A 16,981-nucleotide genomic window follows, 5' to 3' on the forward strand; every position below is an offset into this window, starting at 1 on the left:
ACCACCAGCCAATCCACCACACGCGCTTTGATCGCCGCGCAGGACGCGGCCGGACGGATGACAGAGAGGTGTGCTGATGTCGACGACGAATCGACCGCTGCGCAGCGGGGAGTGGTTCGGTGCGGAAGGCCGCAACGGGTTCATCCATCGGTCCTGGATGCGCAACCAGGGGTTCGCGGACGACGTCTTCGACGGTCGCCCGGTGATCGGCATCGCCACCACCTGGTCGGAGCTGACGCCCTGCAACGCCCACCTGCGCGACCTGGCCGAATCGGTGAAGCGGGGCGTGTGGGAGAGCGGGGGCCTGCCGCTGGAGTTCCCGGCGATGAGCCTGGGCGAGCCGCTGATGCGACCCACGACCATGCTCTACCGCAACCTGCTGGCGATGGAGCTGGAGGAGTCGGTCCGCGCCAACCCGCTCGACGGGGTGGTCCTGCTCTCCGGCTGCGACAAGACCACACCCGGCCTGCTGATGGGAGCGGCGAGCGTCGACCTGCCGACCCTCATGCTGACCGGCGGCCCGATGCTCAACGGCAAGTTCCGCGGCCAGGACATCGGCTCCGGCACTGTCGTCTGGCGCTTCACCGAGGAGATGCGGGCCGGCCGGATGACCGCGGCCGACTGCTCCGAGGCGGAGGTCGGCATGTCCCGCAGCCGGGGCCACTGCATGACGATGGGTACGGCGTCCACGATGGCCTGTGTGACCGAGGCGCTGGGCGTGCAACTGCCGGGGGCGGCCGCCGTGCCAGCTGTCGACTCCCGGCGGTACGCGCTCGCGCACGCCGCCGGACGCCGGATCGTCGCCATGGTCGAACAGGACCAACGGTTGTCCTCGGTGCTCACCAGGCAGGCCTTCGAGAACGCCGTTCGGGTCAACGCCGCGATCGGTGGCTCCACCAACGCGGTCGTACACCTGCTCGCGATCGCCGGGCGCCTCGGAGTCCCCCTGTCGTTGGAGGACTTCGACATCCTCACCGCCGACGTGCCCATGCTCGTCAACCTCATGCCGTCCGGGAAGTACCTGATGGAGGACTTCGCCTACGCGGGCGGCCTGCCGGTGGTGATGAAGGAGCTCGCCCCACTGCTGCACATGGACCACGTCACCGTCAGTGGCAGGAGTGTGGCGGAGAACGTCGACGGCGCCCAGTGCTGGAACCGGGACGTCATCGGCACCATGGAGGAGCCGTTCCAGCCCGCCGGCTCGGGCACCGTCGTGCTGCGCGGGTCGCTTGCGCCGTCCGGGGCGGTGTTGAAGGTCTCCGCCGCCTCCGCCCACCTCCTCACGCACACCGGCCCGGCGCTCGTCTTCGACCGGATCGAGGAGTACGTCGTCGCCGCCGACGACCCGGACCTCGACGTCACCCCCGACACGGTGATCGTCGTCCGCAACGCAGGGCCGCGGGGCTACCCCGGCTTCCCCGAGGTGGGCAACGTGCCCATGCCACGACGGTTGCTCGCCGACGGCATCACGGACATGGTGCGGATCTCCGACGCGCGCATGAGCGGCACCGGCTACGGCACCTGCATCCTGCACGTGGCACCGGAGGCGTCCGTGGGCGGCCCTCTCGCACTGGTACGCACCGGCGACCTGGTCTCCGTCGACGTTCCGACGCGCCGCCTGGACCTCCTGGTCGACGACGCGGAACTCGCCCACCGCCGCACCGCCTGGCAGCCCCCGGGACCGGTGGCCGACCGGGGTTGGGTACGGCTCTACAGCGAGCACGTCCTACAGGCGGACAGCGGCGCGGACCTCGACTTCCTCGTCGGTGGCAGCGGCAGCGCGGTGCCCCGTCACTCACACTGACGGCCACGAACGGACGAGGCCCACGAGAAACTGATTCCATGGAAGAACGGACGGCCCGCCAGTGCGAGTTCACGCAAAGGCCGCTGTGACAGCGGCCGACCGGCCACCGGTCATGGCCGACGTCGCTCGCCTGGCGGGCGTGTCACACCAGACGGTGTCCCGGGTCATCAACGGGGCACCCAGCATCAGGCGCGAGACGCGGGAACGGGTCCTCGAGGCCATCCGACGACTCGACTACCGCCCCAACACGGCCGCCCGCGCGTTGGTGCGCGGACGGTCCGGGATGATCGGCATCATCGGCACGGCCAGGACGTTGTTCGGCCCGACGAGCATCCATCGCAGCGTCGAGGACGCCGCCCGCGCCGCCGGCTACTTCGCCACCTCGGTGAGCCTGTCCGAGGTGACGGTACGGGCGCTCAGCGACGCCACCGAACACCTCATGCGCGTCGGCGTGGAGGGCGTCGTGATGATCGCTGGCAACGACGAGGCGCTCGAGGTGGTGCGGATGACGCGCTCGAGTGTCCCCTTCGTCGTCGTGGAGGGCGACCTGTCCAGGGCCAGCGTGACCGTCGGCGTCGACCAGGTGCTCGGCGCCCGGATGGCCACCGACCACCTCCTCGAACTCGGACATCGGGAGATCGTCCACGTGAGCGGCCCGCTCAACTGGGCGGAGGCCCGCGCCCGCCTCGAAGGTTGGCGTCAGGCGATGAGTGCCGCAGGGCTACGCCCGCCGGAGCCGGTCGAGGGCGACTGGAGAGCCCACAGCGGGTACGTCGCCGGGCTGCGGGTCGGTGCGATGCGCGGGACCACCGCAGTGTTCGCTGCCAACGACCAGATGGCCATCGGCGTGCTGCGCGCGCTGCACGAGCGCGGGCGACGGGTGCCAGAGGACATCTCCGTCGTCGGATTCGACGACGTCCCCGAGGCGCCCTACCTCATCCCGCCGTTGACGACGATCCAGCAGGATTTCGACGCTGTCGGTCGACGGGCCATCACCGCCGTCACCCAGGCCATCGACGACACGGTGCCGCAGCGCCTGCCGTTGGTCGTCCCCAAGCTCGTGGTGCGGCAGAGCACGGCGCCGCCGCTGTCGGCCGACAAGTCGAGTGGCCGATAAGTCATTTCACCGACATTCGACCTGCTGTCAGGTTCTGTCCGGTGAGTGCTCAGCTGACCTCGCCAGGCTCAGGACATGACCTGACGGAGGTCACCGCCAGCAGGGTCCTGGCCGACGGCGTGACCCTGACCTAAACCGTGCTGGCCTCGCGTACGATCCGGTTCGCAGTTTCGGGCTCGGAGCCTGTCGCGCGGAGCAGGTCGCTGGCCATCGTGCGTAGCTGGATCACCATCGCGTCGGAGAACGGCTTCCTGCCCTTGCGATAGGCGTGGCCGGCCAGTCGCGCGCCGTCCAACACCGCCGCGTACGTCTGGTCGAAGGGTCGACCCGCCCGAGCCTCCCGCCTGAGCAGGTACACCGCCTCGGCGATCTTCTCCACGGCTGCCGGGAGTTCCTTCGGCACCGGTTCGTCGTACTCCAGTGTCGTGACCGCCCACCGGGCCAACTCGCGGGCCTCGAGACTCACCCGATCGATGTGCGGGATACCTACCTGGTAATGCTCGACATCGTGACGGCGTTGCCAACGCACTGGCGCAATCACTGTGACCTCCTCGGCGCCGCCGAGGGCCTCGTGCATACGACCCAGGTCAGGATCCATGGCACTCAGCTGATCCAGTGCGCGCGTCGCCCGGCCTCGGTCACGCTCGGCCAGTGCGTAGGCAACCTCCCGCAGTTGCGTGCAGAGTGTCGCGACGACGGGTGCGGTGGCGCGTTCGAGGATCCGCATCGGATTGATGGGTAGCAGGATCGCGACCACCACCAGTGCGATGATGCTCCCGACGGCGGCGTCGACGATCCGCGCCCACTGGAGGCCCCGTTCGGCCTGGGCGAACGTGGCGATCAGCACGGCGGTGCCGCCAGCCTGGGCAACCAGTGCCCCGCTGTGCCCGCTCGCCAGCAGGGCGACGGTGATGGCCAGCGCAACCACGAGGCCGATCTGCCACAGCCCGAAGCCGATGACACGCACCAGGAGATCACTGACCACCAGACCGACCCCCACGCCGAGCATCAGTTCGGCGGTGCGTCGAGCCCGCTGTCCCAGGGCGGCGACGATCGTCCCGACGGCCGCGCTGGGCGCGAAGATCGGCGAGGGGCGGTCGAGAAGGTGGTGCGCCACACCCCAGGACAGGGCCGCAGCGAGCCCGCACTGAGCGGCGACGAGCAGGATGATGGAGAACAGCCGCAGCCTCAACCGTCCCGCCTCGCCAGCGCGGCGCCGAGCCTTCGTCGCCGCGCCCCTGGCGAGCCCGGAAGCGGCGGTGGGGCGGGAGACGTCCCCCCGGTCAGCAGCCATGGCGAGAATTACCCGGCCCGGCGGGCATAAACCGGCCGTTCGTTCCTCCCTGACGCCGTCGACGCGATCGGTGGCTCGCTGAACACCTCCGGGCTGATGGGCGCACTCCGGTCCCGACTGTGCACCGTCGCGGCGGCGGCGTCAGACAGGTGGGTGCCCCAGCGCGTGGCTGGGGCACCCGCGACGCCGACCGTGCCAGGGTCGAGCAGAGTTCTCAGAGGGTGAAGACGAGGGTGGAGATGCTGCGGGCGCCGACGTTGATGGTGGCCTGACCGCCGTTCACGGTGGTCGGTTGGCTGGCCGCGTTGGCGTTCTGCGAGGTGAGGTAGTGCTCGGCCCGGCTGACGTTCTGCGGGGCCTGGATCACGGCGTTGTTGACCGCGCTGTTCGAGCGGTTGAGGATCACCAGGGTGATCTTCCCGTCCCCCTGGTAGGCGGTCACCTCCAGCGGCGACGCCTTCGAGCTCTTCGTCAGGGCGACCCGCTGGTAGCCGGGGCGGACGTACTTCGCGTACTGGGAGAAGGCGTACCCGCGCTTGAGCGGAGCGCCGGCGGTGGTGCCGAATGCGGCTTCGCCGTCACCGATGAAGGAGTAGTAGCGCTTGCCGTACCACCAGATGTAGGCGTTCCAGTTGGCCTCCATCGACTTGTGCACGGTGCGCATGATGTCGTCGAGGGTCTCGTTCCAGACCGCCGTGTTGGCGGGGTTGCCCCAGATGTTGGAGCCGCCACCGTCGGCCGCGTGCAGGTTCCACTCGGTCATCCACACCGGCTTGTTGTGCTGCTCCGCCAGGGAGTACGGCCGCAGCCGACCCGACTCCTCGGTGCCGTACAGGTGCCCACCGATGTAGCCGATGTTGTTGCGGGCGGCCGCGTCGTTGAGGGTCGGGTCGGTGAAGTTGTAGTTCATGTTGACGGCCTCGGCCACCATCAGCTTGGTGTTCTGCACCTTGGTGCCCTGGTCGCGGACGAAGGTGCGCAGCTCGGTGCCGCTCCAGTCCATCGAGTCGTAGTCCGGGTGCCAGTCGGGCTCGTTCTGCACCGAGGTGACATCGATGGGTACGCCCTGGCCGCGCATGTACTGCACGTAGCTGTTCAGGTGGTTGGCGTAGTCGTCGTAGTAGTCGGTCTTCAGCTTGCCACCGTTGACCCGACTGTTGTTGGTCTTCCACGCCGCCGGCGCGGTCCACGGTGAGGCGAGGATCTTCACGTTCGACCCGTACGACTTCGCCGTCTTCAACGAGTTCACGTGCGTCGCCCACTCGCTGGATTCCGGCGACAGGCCGGTCCGCACGATGGACAGCCCCAACTGGTTGGCACCCGTCCCGACGAGCGTCTGGGTGTCCGTCGTCGACCAGGCGCTACCCCAGATCGACTGCGCGGCCCCGAAGCCGTCGACCGTCTGGTACCTGGTCGCGCTGTTCACAGTGATGTCCGCCGGCCCGTTGGGCGGCGGGGTGGTGGGCGGCGGGTCGGTCGGCGGCGGGGTCGGCTCGGTGCCACCGGTGCAGCCCACCCCGTTCAACGCGAAGATGGTCGGATCGGGGTTGCTGCCGGTCCACGAGCCGTTGAAACCGAACGAGACGGTCCCGTTGGTCGGGATGGCCCCGTTGTAGCTGACGTTCCTGGCGGTGACGGCAGTGCCGCTCTGGGTCAGTGTCGTGTTCCACGCCTGCGTGACGGTCTGACCGGCGTTGTAGTTCCAGGTCAGCGTCCAACTCGTCAGCGCGTCACCGAGATTGGTGATGGTGACGTTGGCGCCGAAGCCGCCCTGCCACTGTGACGACACGCTGTAGTTCACCTTGCAGCCGGCGGCTGCGGCCCCGGCCGGCACCGCCACGGCCACCGCCGCCGACGCCAACAGGACCGCGCCGGCCGACACCAGGGCGGCGGTGGTCACTCTTCTTTTGCTCATGAAACTCCTCCTGAAGTGGTGGTGGCTTCCACGCCTCGGGAGGGCTCGTCTGCGGCGAGATTCAGCGGTAGTGGGCGGCGGAAGGATTGGGAGCGCTCCCAGGTGGTGATCCCAGAAAGCTAATTCGTATAACGAATCCTGTCAATGCAATCGACCCGGGCGCAGTGGTGCCGTCAACGGCCGCAGGTGCCGCACTGCCTGCGAGTGCGCAGGTGGTAGTCAGTGGACCCGATCACCAGGCCCACCCCCATGACGAGGTACGCCGACATCGCCACCCACAGGAACGCGTCGGAGAACTCACTGTGCGAGCCCGACGACACCTGCACGATCCCCATGCCGAAGTAGGCCACGATGCCCGCGCCGAGCCCGAAGCCGGGCACCAGCAGCAGCGGGCGAGGAATCGTGCGGCCGGCGAGCAGCGGCACCCACCCCGGCCAGACCTCACCCCAGTGGTGCACCAGCGCCAGCGGCAACAGCACTCCGGCCAGCACCAGGCCGATCTCCAACCCGTACAGGGCGGCGCTCTGGTCGACGCGGTCGAACCCCACCACGAACTGGGCCGCGAAACGGGTCACGAGACCGCCCACCGCGGCCCACGCGGCCCAGCGCGCCCACCGCGCCGGTGCCGAGCGTCGCACGCCCGGTGGGACCGTCCGGCAGCAGTCCGAGCAGTCGCCTCTGGTCCGCCGCTGATAGCGCGCGGTGGCCAGAGCGAGCAGGGCTGCTCCGGTGACACAGCCGAGCCGGCTGGCGAACGCCAGCGGGTCGAAGAACGGGCCGACGGTGAACAGCAGGAGGCCCACCAGTTCCGGCAGCAGGATCGCGGCTGCCGCGACCAGCGCTCCGGCGACCGCCCAGGCGAGCCCCGCGAGCGCGGGCCGCCAGGTCGCCACCCGGTCCAGGGCGACCGCCAGCCCGCCGGCGGCCACGCACAAAGCCACCGACCACCAGCCGGTGAAACCGAGCAGGTCCAGCCCGAGCCGCCCGAACTCGGGGGCCTCGCCGACCGTCCACGCCAGACGCACGCCCCCGTATGCCACGGCCCAGCCGAGCACTGCGTACGTCAGGCCGTGGACGCTCCGACCGACGATCGATGCCGATGTCGTCATGCACCCGATCCTGCCGATGGCCCGCAGCTGGCAGGCCCCGCTGGCAGGGGACGGCGCTCCCTCGCGGGAGGGACGTACCGACGGCGCGGGGCGGTGATGCGCGCGGGGCGGCGCCCGCTAGCCGGACTCGGTCGGGTCATCGGACCCGAACAGCACCGAGGTGGGCGGTGCCGGACGCGGCTCAGGGACGGTGCGGTCTTCTGTGGAGTGACCGGGTGTTTGTGGATCCCCGGCCTTCGATACCGTGGCACGGTCAGGGGTGGCCACTTCCTCGACCGGGCTGTCCCGCGACGCCGTCGCGTACGCGTTGGATATGGGGGTTCGCCGTGACCATGGAATCGCCGACGACCGGCCGGCCCGAGGCTGGTGAGGCTGGGGAGCAGCAGAAGATCGACACGTCGGTGCCGCATTCGGCGCGGATCTGGAACTACTGGCTCGGTGGCAAGGACAACTTCGCTGTCGACCGCGAGGCCGGGGACCAGTATCGCCAGGTCTTCCCCGGCGTCGTCGACGTGGCCCGGGCCTCCCGGCAGTTCCTGGTCCGCTCGATCATGTTCCTCGCCGCCGATGCGGGCATCCGCCAGTTCCTCGACGTCGGCACCGGGCTGCCGACCGCCAACAACACCCACGAGGTGGCCCAGCGGATCGCGCCGGACGCGCGGATCGTTTACGTCGACAGCGACCCGCTGGTGCTGGTGCACGCTCGCGCGTTGCTGGTCGGCACGGCCGAGGGCAGGACCGCCTACATCGACGGTGACCTGCACGACCCGGCCGCGGTCATCGCCGAGGCCGGCAAGACGCTCGACTTCACGCAGCCGATCGGTCTCATCCTCAGCGGCGTCATGGGGCACGTGCCCGACTACGAGACGGCCCGCTCGATCACCCGGCAGTTGGTGGCGGCGCTGCCGGGCGGCAGCTACCTCTCACTGAACGACGGCACGAGCCTGATCAGCGCCGAGATGCAGCAGGCGCAGGACGACTACAACGACACCGGAGCGACGCCGTACACCCTGCGCTCGCCCGACCAGATCGCCGGCTTCTTCGACGGCCTGGAGTTGGTCGAGCCCGGCGTCGTGCCGTGCCCGCAGTGGCGACCGGACGACGCGGTCGACACACCGGCCGACATCGACGCCTTCGGCGGGGTGGGCCGCAAGCGCTGACGCTGTCTCCCGGCGGCGTTCGGCACCGGGGCGGGTCGTCCTGGTGCCGAACGCCGCCGACAGGACCGAGGGTCAGCCGGACTGGTCGGCGGGAGGAAGGACGCTCTGCACCGCCACGCAGGGGTCCGTGGCGGGTGCGGCGGCGTGGATCGCTTCGGCGGCCCGGGCGGCGAGGTCGCGGAAGATCGGGCGCTGCTCCTCGGGTAACCCGCCCAGCACGTGGTCCTCGGCGTGGGCGACCCGCCGTTCGGCCTCGGCGAGCGTCTGACGGCCGCGTTCGGTGGCCACGACCCGTCGGGCCCGGCGGTCCTGGGGGTCGGGCCTGCGCTCGATGAGACCGGCGTTCGCCAGGTCGTCGATGACGTACGTCAGCACGCTCCGGTCGATGGCCAGGCGAGCGGCCAGGGCACCCTGCGTGGGCACCTCCTCGTGTACGACGACGGCCAGGATGTGGTAGCCCCGGCTGCCGTGCGGCAGGTCCTTCAGTAGCTCCTCGACGCGCTCGTGCCAGCGGCGCAGCACCATGCCCAGCGACCAACCGAAGGTCGAGCCGCGCTGGCGGTCGGCCGGCAGCTCGCAGGGATCGGTCACGGACATGTCTCGATGCTAGTGGCCGGCACGTTGATCACCAGCGGACATCGCGGCAACCCAGGAATGATTGGCCGAGAAGACAGGTTGCTAGACAAACGATAGGCGCACAACATGATTGGTTGATCAAACGACTGCGTGGATGGTGGAGCAATGTCGGACTACGGGCACGAACTCCGGTTTGGGTCGTTCCTGACGCCGAGCGTGCACGACCCGGATCAGGTGGTGGCGCTGGCCGAGCTGACCGAGGCGGCGGGACTGGACCTGGTCACCTTCCAGGACCACCCGTACAACGCGGAGTTCCTCGACACCTGGACCCTGCTGAGCTGGGTCGCCGCCCGCACGGAACGGCTCCGGATCTCGGGAAACGTCCTCAGCCTGCCGCTGCGCCCGCCGGCCGTGCTGGCCCGGGCCGCGGCGAGCCTGGACCGGCTGTCGCACGGACGTTTCGAACTGGGCCTCGGCGCCGGCGCCTTCTGGGACGGGATCGAGGGCATGGGCGCTCGTCGGCTGACCGCGGGGCAGGGGGTCACGGCTCTGCGGGAGGCGATCGACGTCCTGCGCGGTGTCTGGGACGACACCGCCACCGGACCGCTGCGGCTGGACGGGGAGTACTACCCCGTACCCGGCATGCAGCGCGGCCCGAAGCCGGCGCATGACATCGACATCTGGCTCGGCGCGTACCAGCCGAAGATGCTGGCCCTGACCGGCCAGAAGGCCAACGGCTGGCTGCCGACGCTGGAATACCTGCGATCTCCGGACCGGGTGACCGCCAACCGGCTCATCGACGAGGCGGCCGTCGCCGCGGGCCGCGAGCCGCGGGAGATCCGCCGGCTGCTCAACCTGTTCACCGTCGACGTCTCGTCGCGCAGCCGCGGCTTCCTCCAGGGACCCGTCGAGCAGTGGGTCGAGCAGCTTCTTCCGCTGGTCCTCGAGGAGGGGTTCAGCACCTTCCTGATCGGCCGCGACGACCCACGCCTCATCCAGACCCTCGGGCAGGAGATCGCCCCCGCGCTGCGGGAGGCGGTCGCCAGGGAGCGCGCCGGCGGTGAGGTCGGCACCGGACCGGTCCGCACGACCGTCGCGCTGGCCGAGCGGCACCCCGGCCTCGACTACGACGCGCTGCCCTCGTCGCTGGCCACCAGGTCCGTCGAGCCCGGTGACCCGGAGTACGAGCGGGTACGCCACACCTACAGCAGGCACGGGTCGCCGGCCCTGGTGATCCGTCCGCAGAACGCCGCCGAGGTGGTCGACGCCGTGTCGTACGCCCGGACCCAGGACGTCCCCCTGTCGGTGCGCAGCGGCGGGCACGGCATCAGCGGTCGGTCGACGAACGACGGGGGAGTCGTCATCGACATGTCGAGGATGCACAAGGTCGAGGTGCTCGACCGGGCGACCCGTCGGGTGCGGCTGGAGCCTGGTGCCCGGTGGGGCGACGTGGCCCAGGCGCTCGCCCCGTACGGCCTGGCCATGAGCTCGGGCGACTACGGAGACGTGGGCGTCGGTGGTCTCGCCACCACCGGCGGCGTCGGATACCTGGCGCGCAAGCACGGCCTGACCATCGACCACGTCGTCGCCGCCGAGATCGTCACAGCCGATGGCCGCCTGCTCCGCGTCGACGACGAGCATCACCCCGACCTGTTCTGGGCCATCCGGGGCGCCGGTGGAAACTTCGGTGTGGTCACCGCGCTCGAGTTGGAGGCGTACGAGGTCGACAAGGTCGTCTACGCCCAGCTCGTCGCGGACGCGACCGACACCGCCCCACTGCTGCGCCGGTGGGGCCAGCTCGTCGAGGATGCCCCACGGGAGCTGACGAGCTTCCTCTCCCTCTTCCCGGGCCGCCGTGGCAACCCGCCGGCTGCCCAGGTCACCCTCGTCTACGCCGGTGACGACGTCGAGGCGGCGCAGTCCGCTCTGAGCCCGTTCCTGGAGATCGGGCCGATCCTCGACCAGCAGGCGCAGCTCGCGCCGTACCCGGCGATCGTCGTGCCACCGGGCAACCAACATCGGGGGCAGGGGCTTGAGGACACCCGCAGCGGTCTGTTGCACCACGTCACTCCGCAGGCGGCCGACCTCATGGAGAGCATGATCCATTCCGGCGATGTGATGATCATGCAGTTGCGATCCGTCGGCGGGGCGGTCAACGACGTCGCCCGCGACGCCACCGCCTACCCGCACCGCGAGCAGAACTTCTCGGTGCTGGCCGCCACGGTCCCGGACCGCCGGCCCCAGCTCGACAAGCTGTGGGCCGAGCTGTACCCGCACCTCGACGGCCTGTATCTCAGCTTCGAGAGCGACACCGATCCGGCTCGACTGCTGGATGCCTGGCCCGAACCCACCCTCGGCCGGCTGCGCACCATCAAGGCCAGCTACGACCCGGACAACGTCTTCAACCGGAACTTCCCGATCCCACCGGCCGATCCGGTCGCCTAGAGGGCACCGGCCAGGTAGTCACGGCGACGCTGCGGTTCGAACTTCTCGATCGCGTACCGCAGCATCACCCGTGGCATGACCCGGTAGCGGCGGGCGAGGAACTCCTCCTCCGCCGCTCTGTCCCGGTTGCCCACCTCGCGCAGCATCCAGCCCACCGCCTTCCGAACGAGGTCGTGCGGGTCGTGCAGGAGCCGGTCGCCGAGTCGGAAGGTCCACTCGAAGTCACCGGCCCTGATGAAGGCGAAGGTCGCCATGATGGCGATCCGCCGCTCCCACACGAGGCTCGACTCCGCCAACCGGTCCAGGACGCTCCGGTCCCTGTCGATCAGCCAAGGGCCGACGATGTACGGCGCGGACGAGTCCACCAGGTCCCAGTTGTTGATCCGGTCGGTATTGGCCAGGACGATGTCGAAGACCTGACCTCGTTCCGGCTCGTCGCCCTTGGCGAACTTCCGCACCAGGATGAGCAGCGAGGTCAACCGCTCCTCGTGCGCGCCGTCGATGAGCAGCTTCGCCGTCTCGGCCAGCGAGAGGTCGCGCCAGTACCGGGCGGCCACTGTGCGCTGGTCGGGCACGGAGACACCGAGGGCCCGGTCGCCCTCGCCGTACCCGCCAGGGACCATCTGGAGGAACCGGCTCGACGCCTCGGCTCGACGTGGATCGGCGAGGCTGGCGAGTTCCCGAGACACGTCGACGCTGGTGGCCATGACGCTCCACGTTACCGAGGGCCAGCTGGCGCGGCGGAGGCGTCCGAGCAATGGCCTGCCGCATGCGAACCGACCCGCTTGAGCTGGTCGACGGACACCCGTGCCGCTACCTCCTCAGCAGGGTGTGAGCCGGTGATTCCGGGGGTAGGACCACGATTGCCGACGACCGCCCCGGGGCGGAACTGCCGGGCATCTGGCGAGGTGCCGGCCGCGCCGGAGGTTTCCCATTCCGGCGGACGCCGATCGAGGAGGGCGTACTGCGATGACGCAGCCGACGATGGATCCCGCCGACGCGTTGGCCGAGCTGGGCCGGGTCAGACTCGATGAGGTCAGCCTCGACGACATGCTCCTCCGGATCGCCGAGCTCGCCAAGGGGAGCATTCCCGGGACGAGGGAGGTGACTGTCACCCTGGTTCGGGGTCGGGTCGGTTGGACCGGGGCGTTCACCGGCGAGTTGGCCCGTGAGCTGGACGAGTGGCAGTACGAGCAGCACCGGGGCCCGTGCCTGGATGCCTCCGCCAGCGGTGACACCATCTCGGTGCCGGACATGGCCACCGAAGAGCGCTGGCCCGTATGGGCCGAGAGGGCTCGCGCCGCCGGTGTGGAGAGTTCCCTCTCCATCGGGCTTCCCATCCAGGGGTCGGTGGTCGGCGCGCTCAACGTCTACAGCGATTCGGCGAACGCGTTCGATCCGTCCTCGATCGCCAGCGCGGAGGGCTTCGCCGCGTACGCGGCGGTCGCACTGGCCAACGCGCACCTGTACGAGAACGCCGCCACGCTCGCCGCACAGATGCAGGAGGCGATGCGGAGTCGGGCCGTGATCGAGCAGGCCAAGGGGATCATCATGGGGAGCCGGCGGTGCTCGTCGGAGGAGGCGTTCTCGCTGCTGTCGAAGATCTCCCAGGACACCAACCGGAAGGTGCGCGAGGTCGCGGAGGCCCTGGTCGCCCAGGCGGTGAGTAAGACTCAGGGGTGAGTGTGGGGTGCCTGGGCTGGCGGGACGGCTGCATCATGCTGAAGCGAGCGGTGTGGCAGGGACTGGTTGCGGGCCTGGCCGGGGCGGCGGACGTCGGCCCGCTGCCCCGGGAAGCCGCCCGTCGGGCATAGCCGCCGCGGAGCCGCCGACGGCGAGGAAGCTGCGTGCGGGGCCGCGAAGTGTTTAGCTGCACGGATGATCACACCCGTTCCCCTCGGTACGTGGCCGACGCCGTTGGAGGCCGCACCCCGGCTCGCCGCCCGGCTCGGGCTGGCCGAGCTCTGGTTCAAGCGTGACGATCTGACCGGCCTCGGCGGGGGCGGCAACAAGATCCGCAAGCTGCGGTACGCCTGCGCGCAGGCGATCGCCGCCGGCGCCACCACGGTCATCACCTCGGGGGCGCCGCAGAGCAACCACGCCCGGCTCACCGCGGCCGCGACCGCGCGGCTCGGTCTCTCCTGCGTGCTGGTGCTCGCCGGTCCGCTCCCGGAGCGGCGGCGAGGCAACCTGCTGCTCGACGGGCTCGCCGGCGCGGAGATCGTCTGGGCCGGAGACCGTCCACTCGCCGAGGTGGTGGCGGTGGAGGCGGAGCGACGATCGGCGTACGTCATTCCGTTCGGCGGCACCTCACCCGCGTCGGTCCAGGGTTACGTGGACTGCGCTCGCGAGCTGCGAGCCCAGCTGCCGACCGTCGACGGGGTCGAGGTCGTGACGGCGCTCGGTTCCGGCGGGACGATGGCCGGTCTGGTGCGGGAGTTGGGCCCGCAGCGGGTGATCGGCGTGGATGTCGGTGCCGTGCCGGACCCCCGGGCGACCGTCGCCGGGTTGCTCGTCGGCGAGGTCGAGCCGGACGCGCTGCGGATCGACGGCACCCAGGTGGGTGCGGGGTACCGCACGCTGACCGACGCCGCCCGGACGGCGCTGGAGGTGACCGCGCGTACGGAGGGGGTCTTCCTGGACCCGACGTACACCGGTCGGGCGATGGCGGCGCTGCTGGCCGGCAGCTTCCCGCGCGGCGACCGGGTCGTCTTCCTGCACAGCGGCGGGCTGCCGGGACTCTTCGGCCACCCCGAGCTGTAGGGGCAGCAGCCGGGAGCACGGAGGTGCCCTCCGGGCAGGATCACGCCGGAGGGCACCGTGCCGGGCTGTCGACGGATCAGGCGCTGGCGAAGTGCTCGCGGTGATCGCTGGCGAACTCGGCGAAGGTCCGCGGCTGCCGGCCGACGATTCGCTCGACATGGTCGTTGGTGAAGTCGCCCCACCCAGAGCCGTAGGCGACCCGGTACTCGGCGAGGACCTCGGCCGACCACTGGTCGAGGCCGGACTGGAGCAGGCCGTCGCGTGCCTGCTCCGGGCTCTGCGGCACGTAGCGCACCGGCTGGCCGAGCGTGCGGCCGATCTCGTCGGCGGCCTGGTCCAGCGTGATGCTCTCCGGTCCGGTGGGGGTGTAGATCATGCCCTCGTGCCGCTGCGGCGCGGCGAGGATCGCTGCCCCCGCGGCGGCGATGTCCCGGGCGTCGATCAGGCCGACCCGTGCGTCACCGAAGAGCCCGTAGAGGTGCCCACCGGCCTTGGCGCCGAGCAGGTTCTGCATGAAGTGACTCGGCCGCAGGATGGTCCAGGGGATGCCCGACTCCTGTAGTTCCGCGTCGGAGAGCGCGTGCAGGCGGCCGTTGCGGGTGGGCGCGTCGTGCGCGGCGCCGATCGCGGAGAGCCGGACGATGTGCCGCACGCCGGCCTGCCGGGCCGCCCACACCGCGTTCATGCTCTGGCTCGGTGCCAGTGGGCCCATCGGCATCAGCAGCCAGAGCGTCGTCACACCCTCGAACGCAGAGGTCAGTGTGGCGGGGCGGTCCAGGTCGCCGACGACGTACTCGACCCCGTCGAGCCCTGGCGTGCGCGACGCGTCCCGGACGAGGGCCCGGACCGGCTGCTTGCCGGCCAGCTCCCGCAGCACCTCCCGCGACACAGTGCCATTTGCCCCGGTTATCAGAATGGTCATGGTCATCCTCTCGGTCAGGCGGACCGAGGTCGGACCACGGTCGCCGCCAGTGACGATATAGTCCATAAGTTGTACCGTCCAATGATTGGACCAAATTATGAAGCGCAGCACACTGAAGGAGCAGGACCCCGACCTCGGGATCCTGGCCGTGCAGCTCTCCGCGCGTGTCCAGCGGGAGATCTTCCGACGCTCGGCGGAGCAGGGGTTCGACGACGTCCGACCCCGCCACGGCGCCGTCCTCGCTTACCTGGACGCCGAGGGCACCAGACCCGGCGAACTGGCCCGGCTGGCCGGCCGCAACAAGCAGACGATGGGCGCGATCCTCGACGAGTTGGAACGGCTGGGCTACGTCCGGCGTACGCCCGACCCGGCCGACCGCCGGGCGAAGCTGATCGTGCCGACGGATCGGGGCCTCAGCTTCATGGCGGCCTCCGACGGCTTCGTGCACCTGATCGAGCAGAAACTCGCCGACACGCTCGGCCCCGATCGGTACCGCGACTTCCGGGACGCGCTGGCCCGTGGCGTGGCGAGCCTCCCGGCGACCGGCCAGGACACCGAGGGCTGAGCTGGCATGTGCCGTCGCCAACCGGGTACGCCGCCGTGGCCCCGGGGGTCGGCGGAACGCCCAGGCTGACCGCTTTTCACGCAGCCGAGGAGCACCGACATGCCTAACGCGGGGCGGGCCCGACTCACACCGACGGTCTCCCTGGCGCTGCTGGCGTCGATCCTGGTGTCCTTCCTGGCCGCGTCGGCGGCCCCGACCCCGCTCTACGGCCTGTACCAGGAACGCTGGCACTTCTCGCCGGTCACCACGACAGTGGTGTTCGCCGTCTACGCGCTCGCGGTGCTGGCGTCGCTGCTCACGTTCGGCAGGTTGTCCGATCACGTCGGTCGGCGGCCGGTGCTGGCCGTCGCGATCGCGGTGCAGATGCTCGCGCTGGTCGTCTTCATCTTCGCCAACGGCGTCGCGGCCCTGCTGGTCGCCCGCCTCGTGCAGGGACTGGCTGCCGGCGCCGCCACCGGCGCCGTGGGCGCCGCCATGCTCGACATCGACCGTGCCCGGGGCACGCTCGCGAACTCGATCGCCCCCGGCATCGGAACCGGGAGCGGTGCCCTGCTCTCGGCGCTGCTCATCCAGTTCCTACCCGCACCGACGCGACTGGTGTACGTCGTCCTGCTCGTCATCCTGCTGATCCAGGCCGTCGGGGTCGCGCTGATGCCGGAGACGGTCACCCCGATGGCCGGAGCCCGACGCAGCCTGCGACCGGACGTCACGCTGCCCCGCTCGGTGCGCCAGCCGGTCCTGGTCGTCGTCCCGGTGCTCTTCGCGGTCTGGGCGCTGGCCGGGTTCTTCGGCGCGCTCGGCCCGGCGCTCGTCCGCAGTCTCATGAACACGTCGATCGTGGTCGGCGGTCTGGTCCTCTTCGTCTTCGCCGTCTTCGGGTCGATCGCCGTGCTGGTGCAGCGCAACACCGCCGCGCGGACCGTGATTCTGACCGGGATCGTCGCGCTCATCCTGGGCATGATCGTCACGGTGGTGTCGGTCATGGCGCAGTCCGTCCCGGGCTTCTTCGTCGGCCTCGCGCTGGGGGGCGTGGGCTTCGGCAGCGGCTTCCAGGGCAGCCTCAAGACGGTCATGCCGCTGGTCGAGGCGCACCAACGCGCCAGCGTGCTGTCAGTGCTCTACGTCGTCTGCTACGTCGGGTTCGGTCTCCCCACGGTGATCGCCGGCTTCCTCGTGGTCTACGCCGGCGGCCTGCCGCGGACCGCCGACGAGTACTCCGTCGCCGTCATCCTGCTCGCTTTGGCCGCCCTGTTGGGGGTACGCAGGGCCACCAGGATGGCACCGGGTTGAGGCCGGGAAGCCGGAGCCGAG

14 protein-coding genes are annotated in these 16,981 nt (G+C 70.3%); 8 read left to right on the top strand and 6 right to left on the bottom strand.

From position 1 onward, the window contains the following. Nucleotides 1-76: 76 nt before the first annotated feature. Nucleotides 77-1,804, top strand: a complete 1,728-nt coding sequence (locus OH804_RS07640; protein WP_196923788.1) for an IlvD/Edd family dehydratase — start codon at nt 77-79, stop codon at nt 1,802-1,804. A gap of 112 nt (nt 1,805-1,916) precedes the next feature. Next, nucleotides 1,917-2,921, top strand: coding sequence for a LacI family DNA-binding transcriptional regulator (locus OH804_RS07645; protein WP_196925010.1), 1,005 nt, complete (start codon nt 1,917-1,919; stop codon nt 2,919-2,921). Between the two features lie 130 nt (nt 2,922-3,051). Here OH804_RS07645 and OH804_RS07650 read toward each other — a convergent pair whose 3' ends face one another. From OH804_RS07650 to OH804_RS07660, 3 genes are all read right to left on the bottom strand, one after another. Next, nucleotides 3,052-4,215 (bottom strand): aromatic acid exporter family protein, encoded by a 1,164-nt coding sequence (locus OH804_RS07650; protein ID WP_231392700.1) that lies wholly within the window; start codon nt 4,213-4,215, stop codon nt 3,052-3,054. A gap of 214 nt (nt 4,216-4,429) precedes the next feature. Then, on the bottom strand, nt 4,430-6,130 hold the full coding sequence (locus OH804_RS07655; RefSeq protein WP_406063839.1) for a cellulose binding domain-containing protein: 1,701 nt from the start codon (nt 6,128-6,130) through the stop codon (nt 4,430-4,432). A gap of 173 nt (nt 6,131-6,303) precedes the next feature. Beyond that, complete coding sequence (locus tag OH804_RS07660; RefSeq protein ID WP_406063841.1) at nt 6,304-7,239, bottom strand: hypothetical protein; 936 nt, start codon at nt 7,237-7,239, stop codon at nt 6,304-6,306. A 332-nt stretch (nt 7,240-7,571) separates the two neighbouring features. Between OH804_RS07660 and OH804_RS07665 the strand changes: the two genes are divergently transcribed. Beyond that, entirely contained in the window at nt 7,572-8,399 is an 828-nt protein-coding gene (locus OH804_RS07665; RefSeq protein ID WP_406066474.1) for an SAM-dependent methyltransferase, read from the top strand. Nucleotides 8,400-8,471: 72 nt separating this feature from the next. Here OH804_RS07665 and OH804_RS07670 read toward each other — a convergent pair whose 3' ends face one another. Further along, nucleotides 8,472-8,996 carry a MarR family winged helix-turn-helix transcriptional regulator gene (locus OH804_RS07670; protein ID WP_406063843.1) on the bottom strand — a complete coding sequence of 175 codons (525 nt, stop codon included), beginning with the start codon at nt 8,994-8,996 and terminating at the stop codon, nt 8,472-8,474. A 144-nt stretch (nt 8,997-9,140) separates the two neighbouring features. On the opposite strand from OH804_RS07670, the gene OH804_RS07675 reads away from it, so the two are divergent. Beyond that, entirely contained in the window at nt 9,141-11,420 is a 2,280-nt protein-coding gene (locus tag OH804_RS07675; protein ID WP_406063845.1) for an LLM class flavin-dependent oxidoreductase, read from the top strand. On the opposite strand, the gene OH804_RS07680 is transcribed toward OH804_RS07675, so the two are convergent. Next, nucleotides 11,417-12,127: a DNA alkylation repair protein gene (locus tag OH804_RS07680; protein ID WP_406063847.1), complete on the bottom strand. Its 711-nt coding sequence runs from the start codon at nt 12,125-12,127 to the stop codon at nt 11,417-11,419. The genes OH804_RS07675 and OH804_RS07680 overlap by 4 nt on opposite strands. A 262-nt stretch (nt 12,128-12,389) precedes the next feature. Here OH804_RS07680 and OH804_RS07685 point away from each other — a divergent pair, with 262 nt between their 5' ends. Further along, complete coding sequence (locus OH804_RS07685; protein ID WP_406063849.1) at nt 12,390-13,103, top strand: ANTAR domain-containing protein; 714 nt, start codon at nt 12,390-12,392, stop codon at nt 13,101-13,103. A gap of 195 nt (nt 13,104-13,298) precedes the next feature. Further along, a complete protein-coding gene (locus tag OH804_RS07690) occupies nt 13,299-14,183 on the top strand; it encodes a pyridoxal-phosphate dependent enzyme (protein WP_406063851.1) in 885 nt (294 codons plus the stop codon). 76 nt (nt 14,184-14,259) lie between these two features. On the opposite strand, the gene OH804_RS07695 is transcribed toward OH804_RS07690, so the two are convergent. Next, nucleotides 14,260-15,105 carry an NAD(P)H-binding protein gene (locus OH804_RS07695; RefSeq protein ID WP_196923779.1) on the bottom strand — a complete coding sequence of 282 codons (846 nt, stop codon included), beginning with the start codon at nt 15,103-15,105 and terminating at the stop codon, nt 14,260-14,262. 97 nt (nt 15,106-15,202) lie between these two features. On the opposite strand from OH804_RS07695, the gene OH804_RS07700 reads away from it, so the two are divergent. Both OH804_RS07700 and OH804_RS07705 read left to right on the top strand, forming a co-directional pair. After that, complete coding sequence (locus OH804_RS07700; RefSeq protein WP_196923778.1) at nt 15,203-15,670, top strand: MarR family winged helix-turn-helix transcriptional regulator; 468 nt, start codon at nt 15,203-15,205, stop codon at nt 15,668-15,670. A gap of 99 nt (nt 15,671-15,769) precedes the next feature. Beyond that, complete coding sequence (locus tag OH804_RS07705; protein ID WP_406063854.1) at nt 15,770-16,960, top strand: MFS transporter; 1,191 nt, start codon at nt 15,770-15,772, stop codon at nt 16,958-16,960. Nucleotides 16,961-16,981 lie beyond the last annotated feature (21 nt).

Source organism: Micromonospora sp. NBC_00860 (genome assembly GCF_045207375.1).
Lineage (GTDB): Bacteria > Actinomycetota > Actinomycetes > Mycobacteriales > Micromonosporaceae > Micromonospora > Micromonospora vinacea.

Excerpts from the sequence above, each read along its gene's own strand:
- OH804_RS07660 (WP_406063841.1), bottom strand. The coding sequence starts at position 7,239 with ATGACGACATCGGCATCGATCGTCGGTCGGAGCGTCCACGGCCTGACG.
- OH804_RS07640 (WP_196923788.1), top strand. The coding sequence starts at position 77 with ATGTCGACGACGAATCGACCGCTGCGCAGCGGGGAGTGGTTCGGTGCG.
- OH804_RS07695 (WP_196923779.1), bottom strand. The coding sequence starts at position 15,105 with ATGACCATTCTGATAACCGGGGCAAATGGCACTGTGTCGCGGGAGGTG.
- OH804_RS07645 (WP_196925010.1), top strand. The coding sequence starts at position 1,917 with ATGGCCGACGTCGCTCGCCTGGCGGGCGTGTCACACCAGACGGTGTCC.
- OH804_RS07655 (WP_406063839.1), bottom strand. The coding sequence starts at position 6,130 with ATGAGCAAAAGAAGAGTGACCACCGCCGCCCTGGTGTCGGCCGGCGCG.
- OH804_RS07705 (WP_406063854.1), top strand. The coding sequence starts at position 15,770 with ATGCCTAACGCGGGGCGGGCCCGACTCACACCGACGGTCTCCCTGGCG.
- OH804_RS07665 (WP_406066474.1), top strand. The coding sequence starts at position 7,572 with ATGGAATCGCCGACGACCGGCCGGCCCGAGGCTGGTGAGGCTGGGGAG.
- OH804_RS07690 (WP_406063851.1), top strand. The coding sequence starts at position 13,299 with ATGATCACACCCGTTCCCCTCGGTACGTGGCCGACGCCGTTGGAGGCC.
- OH804_RS07685 (WP_406063849.1), top strand. The coding sequence starts at position 12,390 with ATGACGCAGCCGACGATGGATCCCGCCGACGCGTTGGCCGAGCTGGGC.
- OH804_RS07675 (WP_406063845.1), top strand. The coding sequence starts at position 9,141 with ATGTCGGACTACGGGCACGAACTCCGGTTTGGGTCGTTCCTGACGCCG.
- OH804_RS07700 (WP_196923778.1), top strand. The coding sequence starts at position 15,203 with ATGAAGCGCAGCACACTGAAGGAGCAGGACCCCGACCTCGGGATCCTG.
- OH804_RS07680 (WP_406063847.1), bottom strand. The coding sequence starts at position 12,127 with ATGGCCACCAGCGTCGACGTGTCTCGGGAACTCGCCAGCCTCGCCGAT.
- OH804_RS07650 (WP_231392700.1), bottom strand. The coding sequence starts at position 4,215 with ATGGCTGCTGACCGGGGGGACGTCTCCCGCCCCACCGCCGCTTCCGGG.
- OH804_RS07670 (WP_406063843.1), bottom strand. The coding sequence starts at position 8,996 with ATGTCCGTGACCGATCCCTGCGAGCTGCCGGCCGACCGCCAGCGCGGC.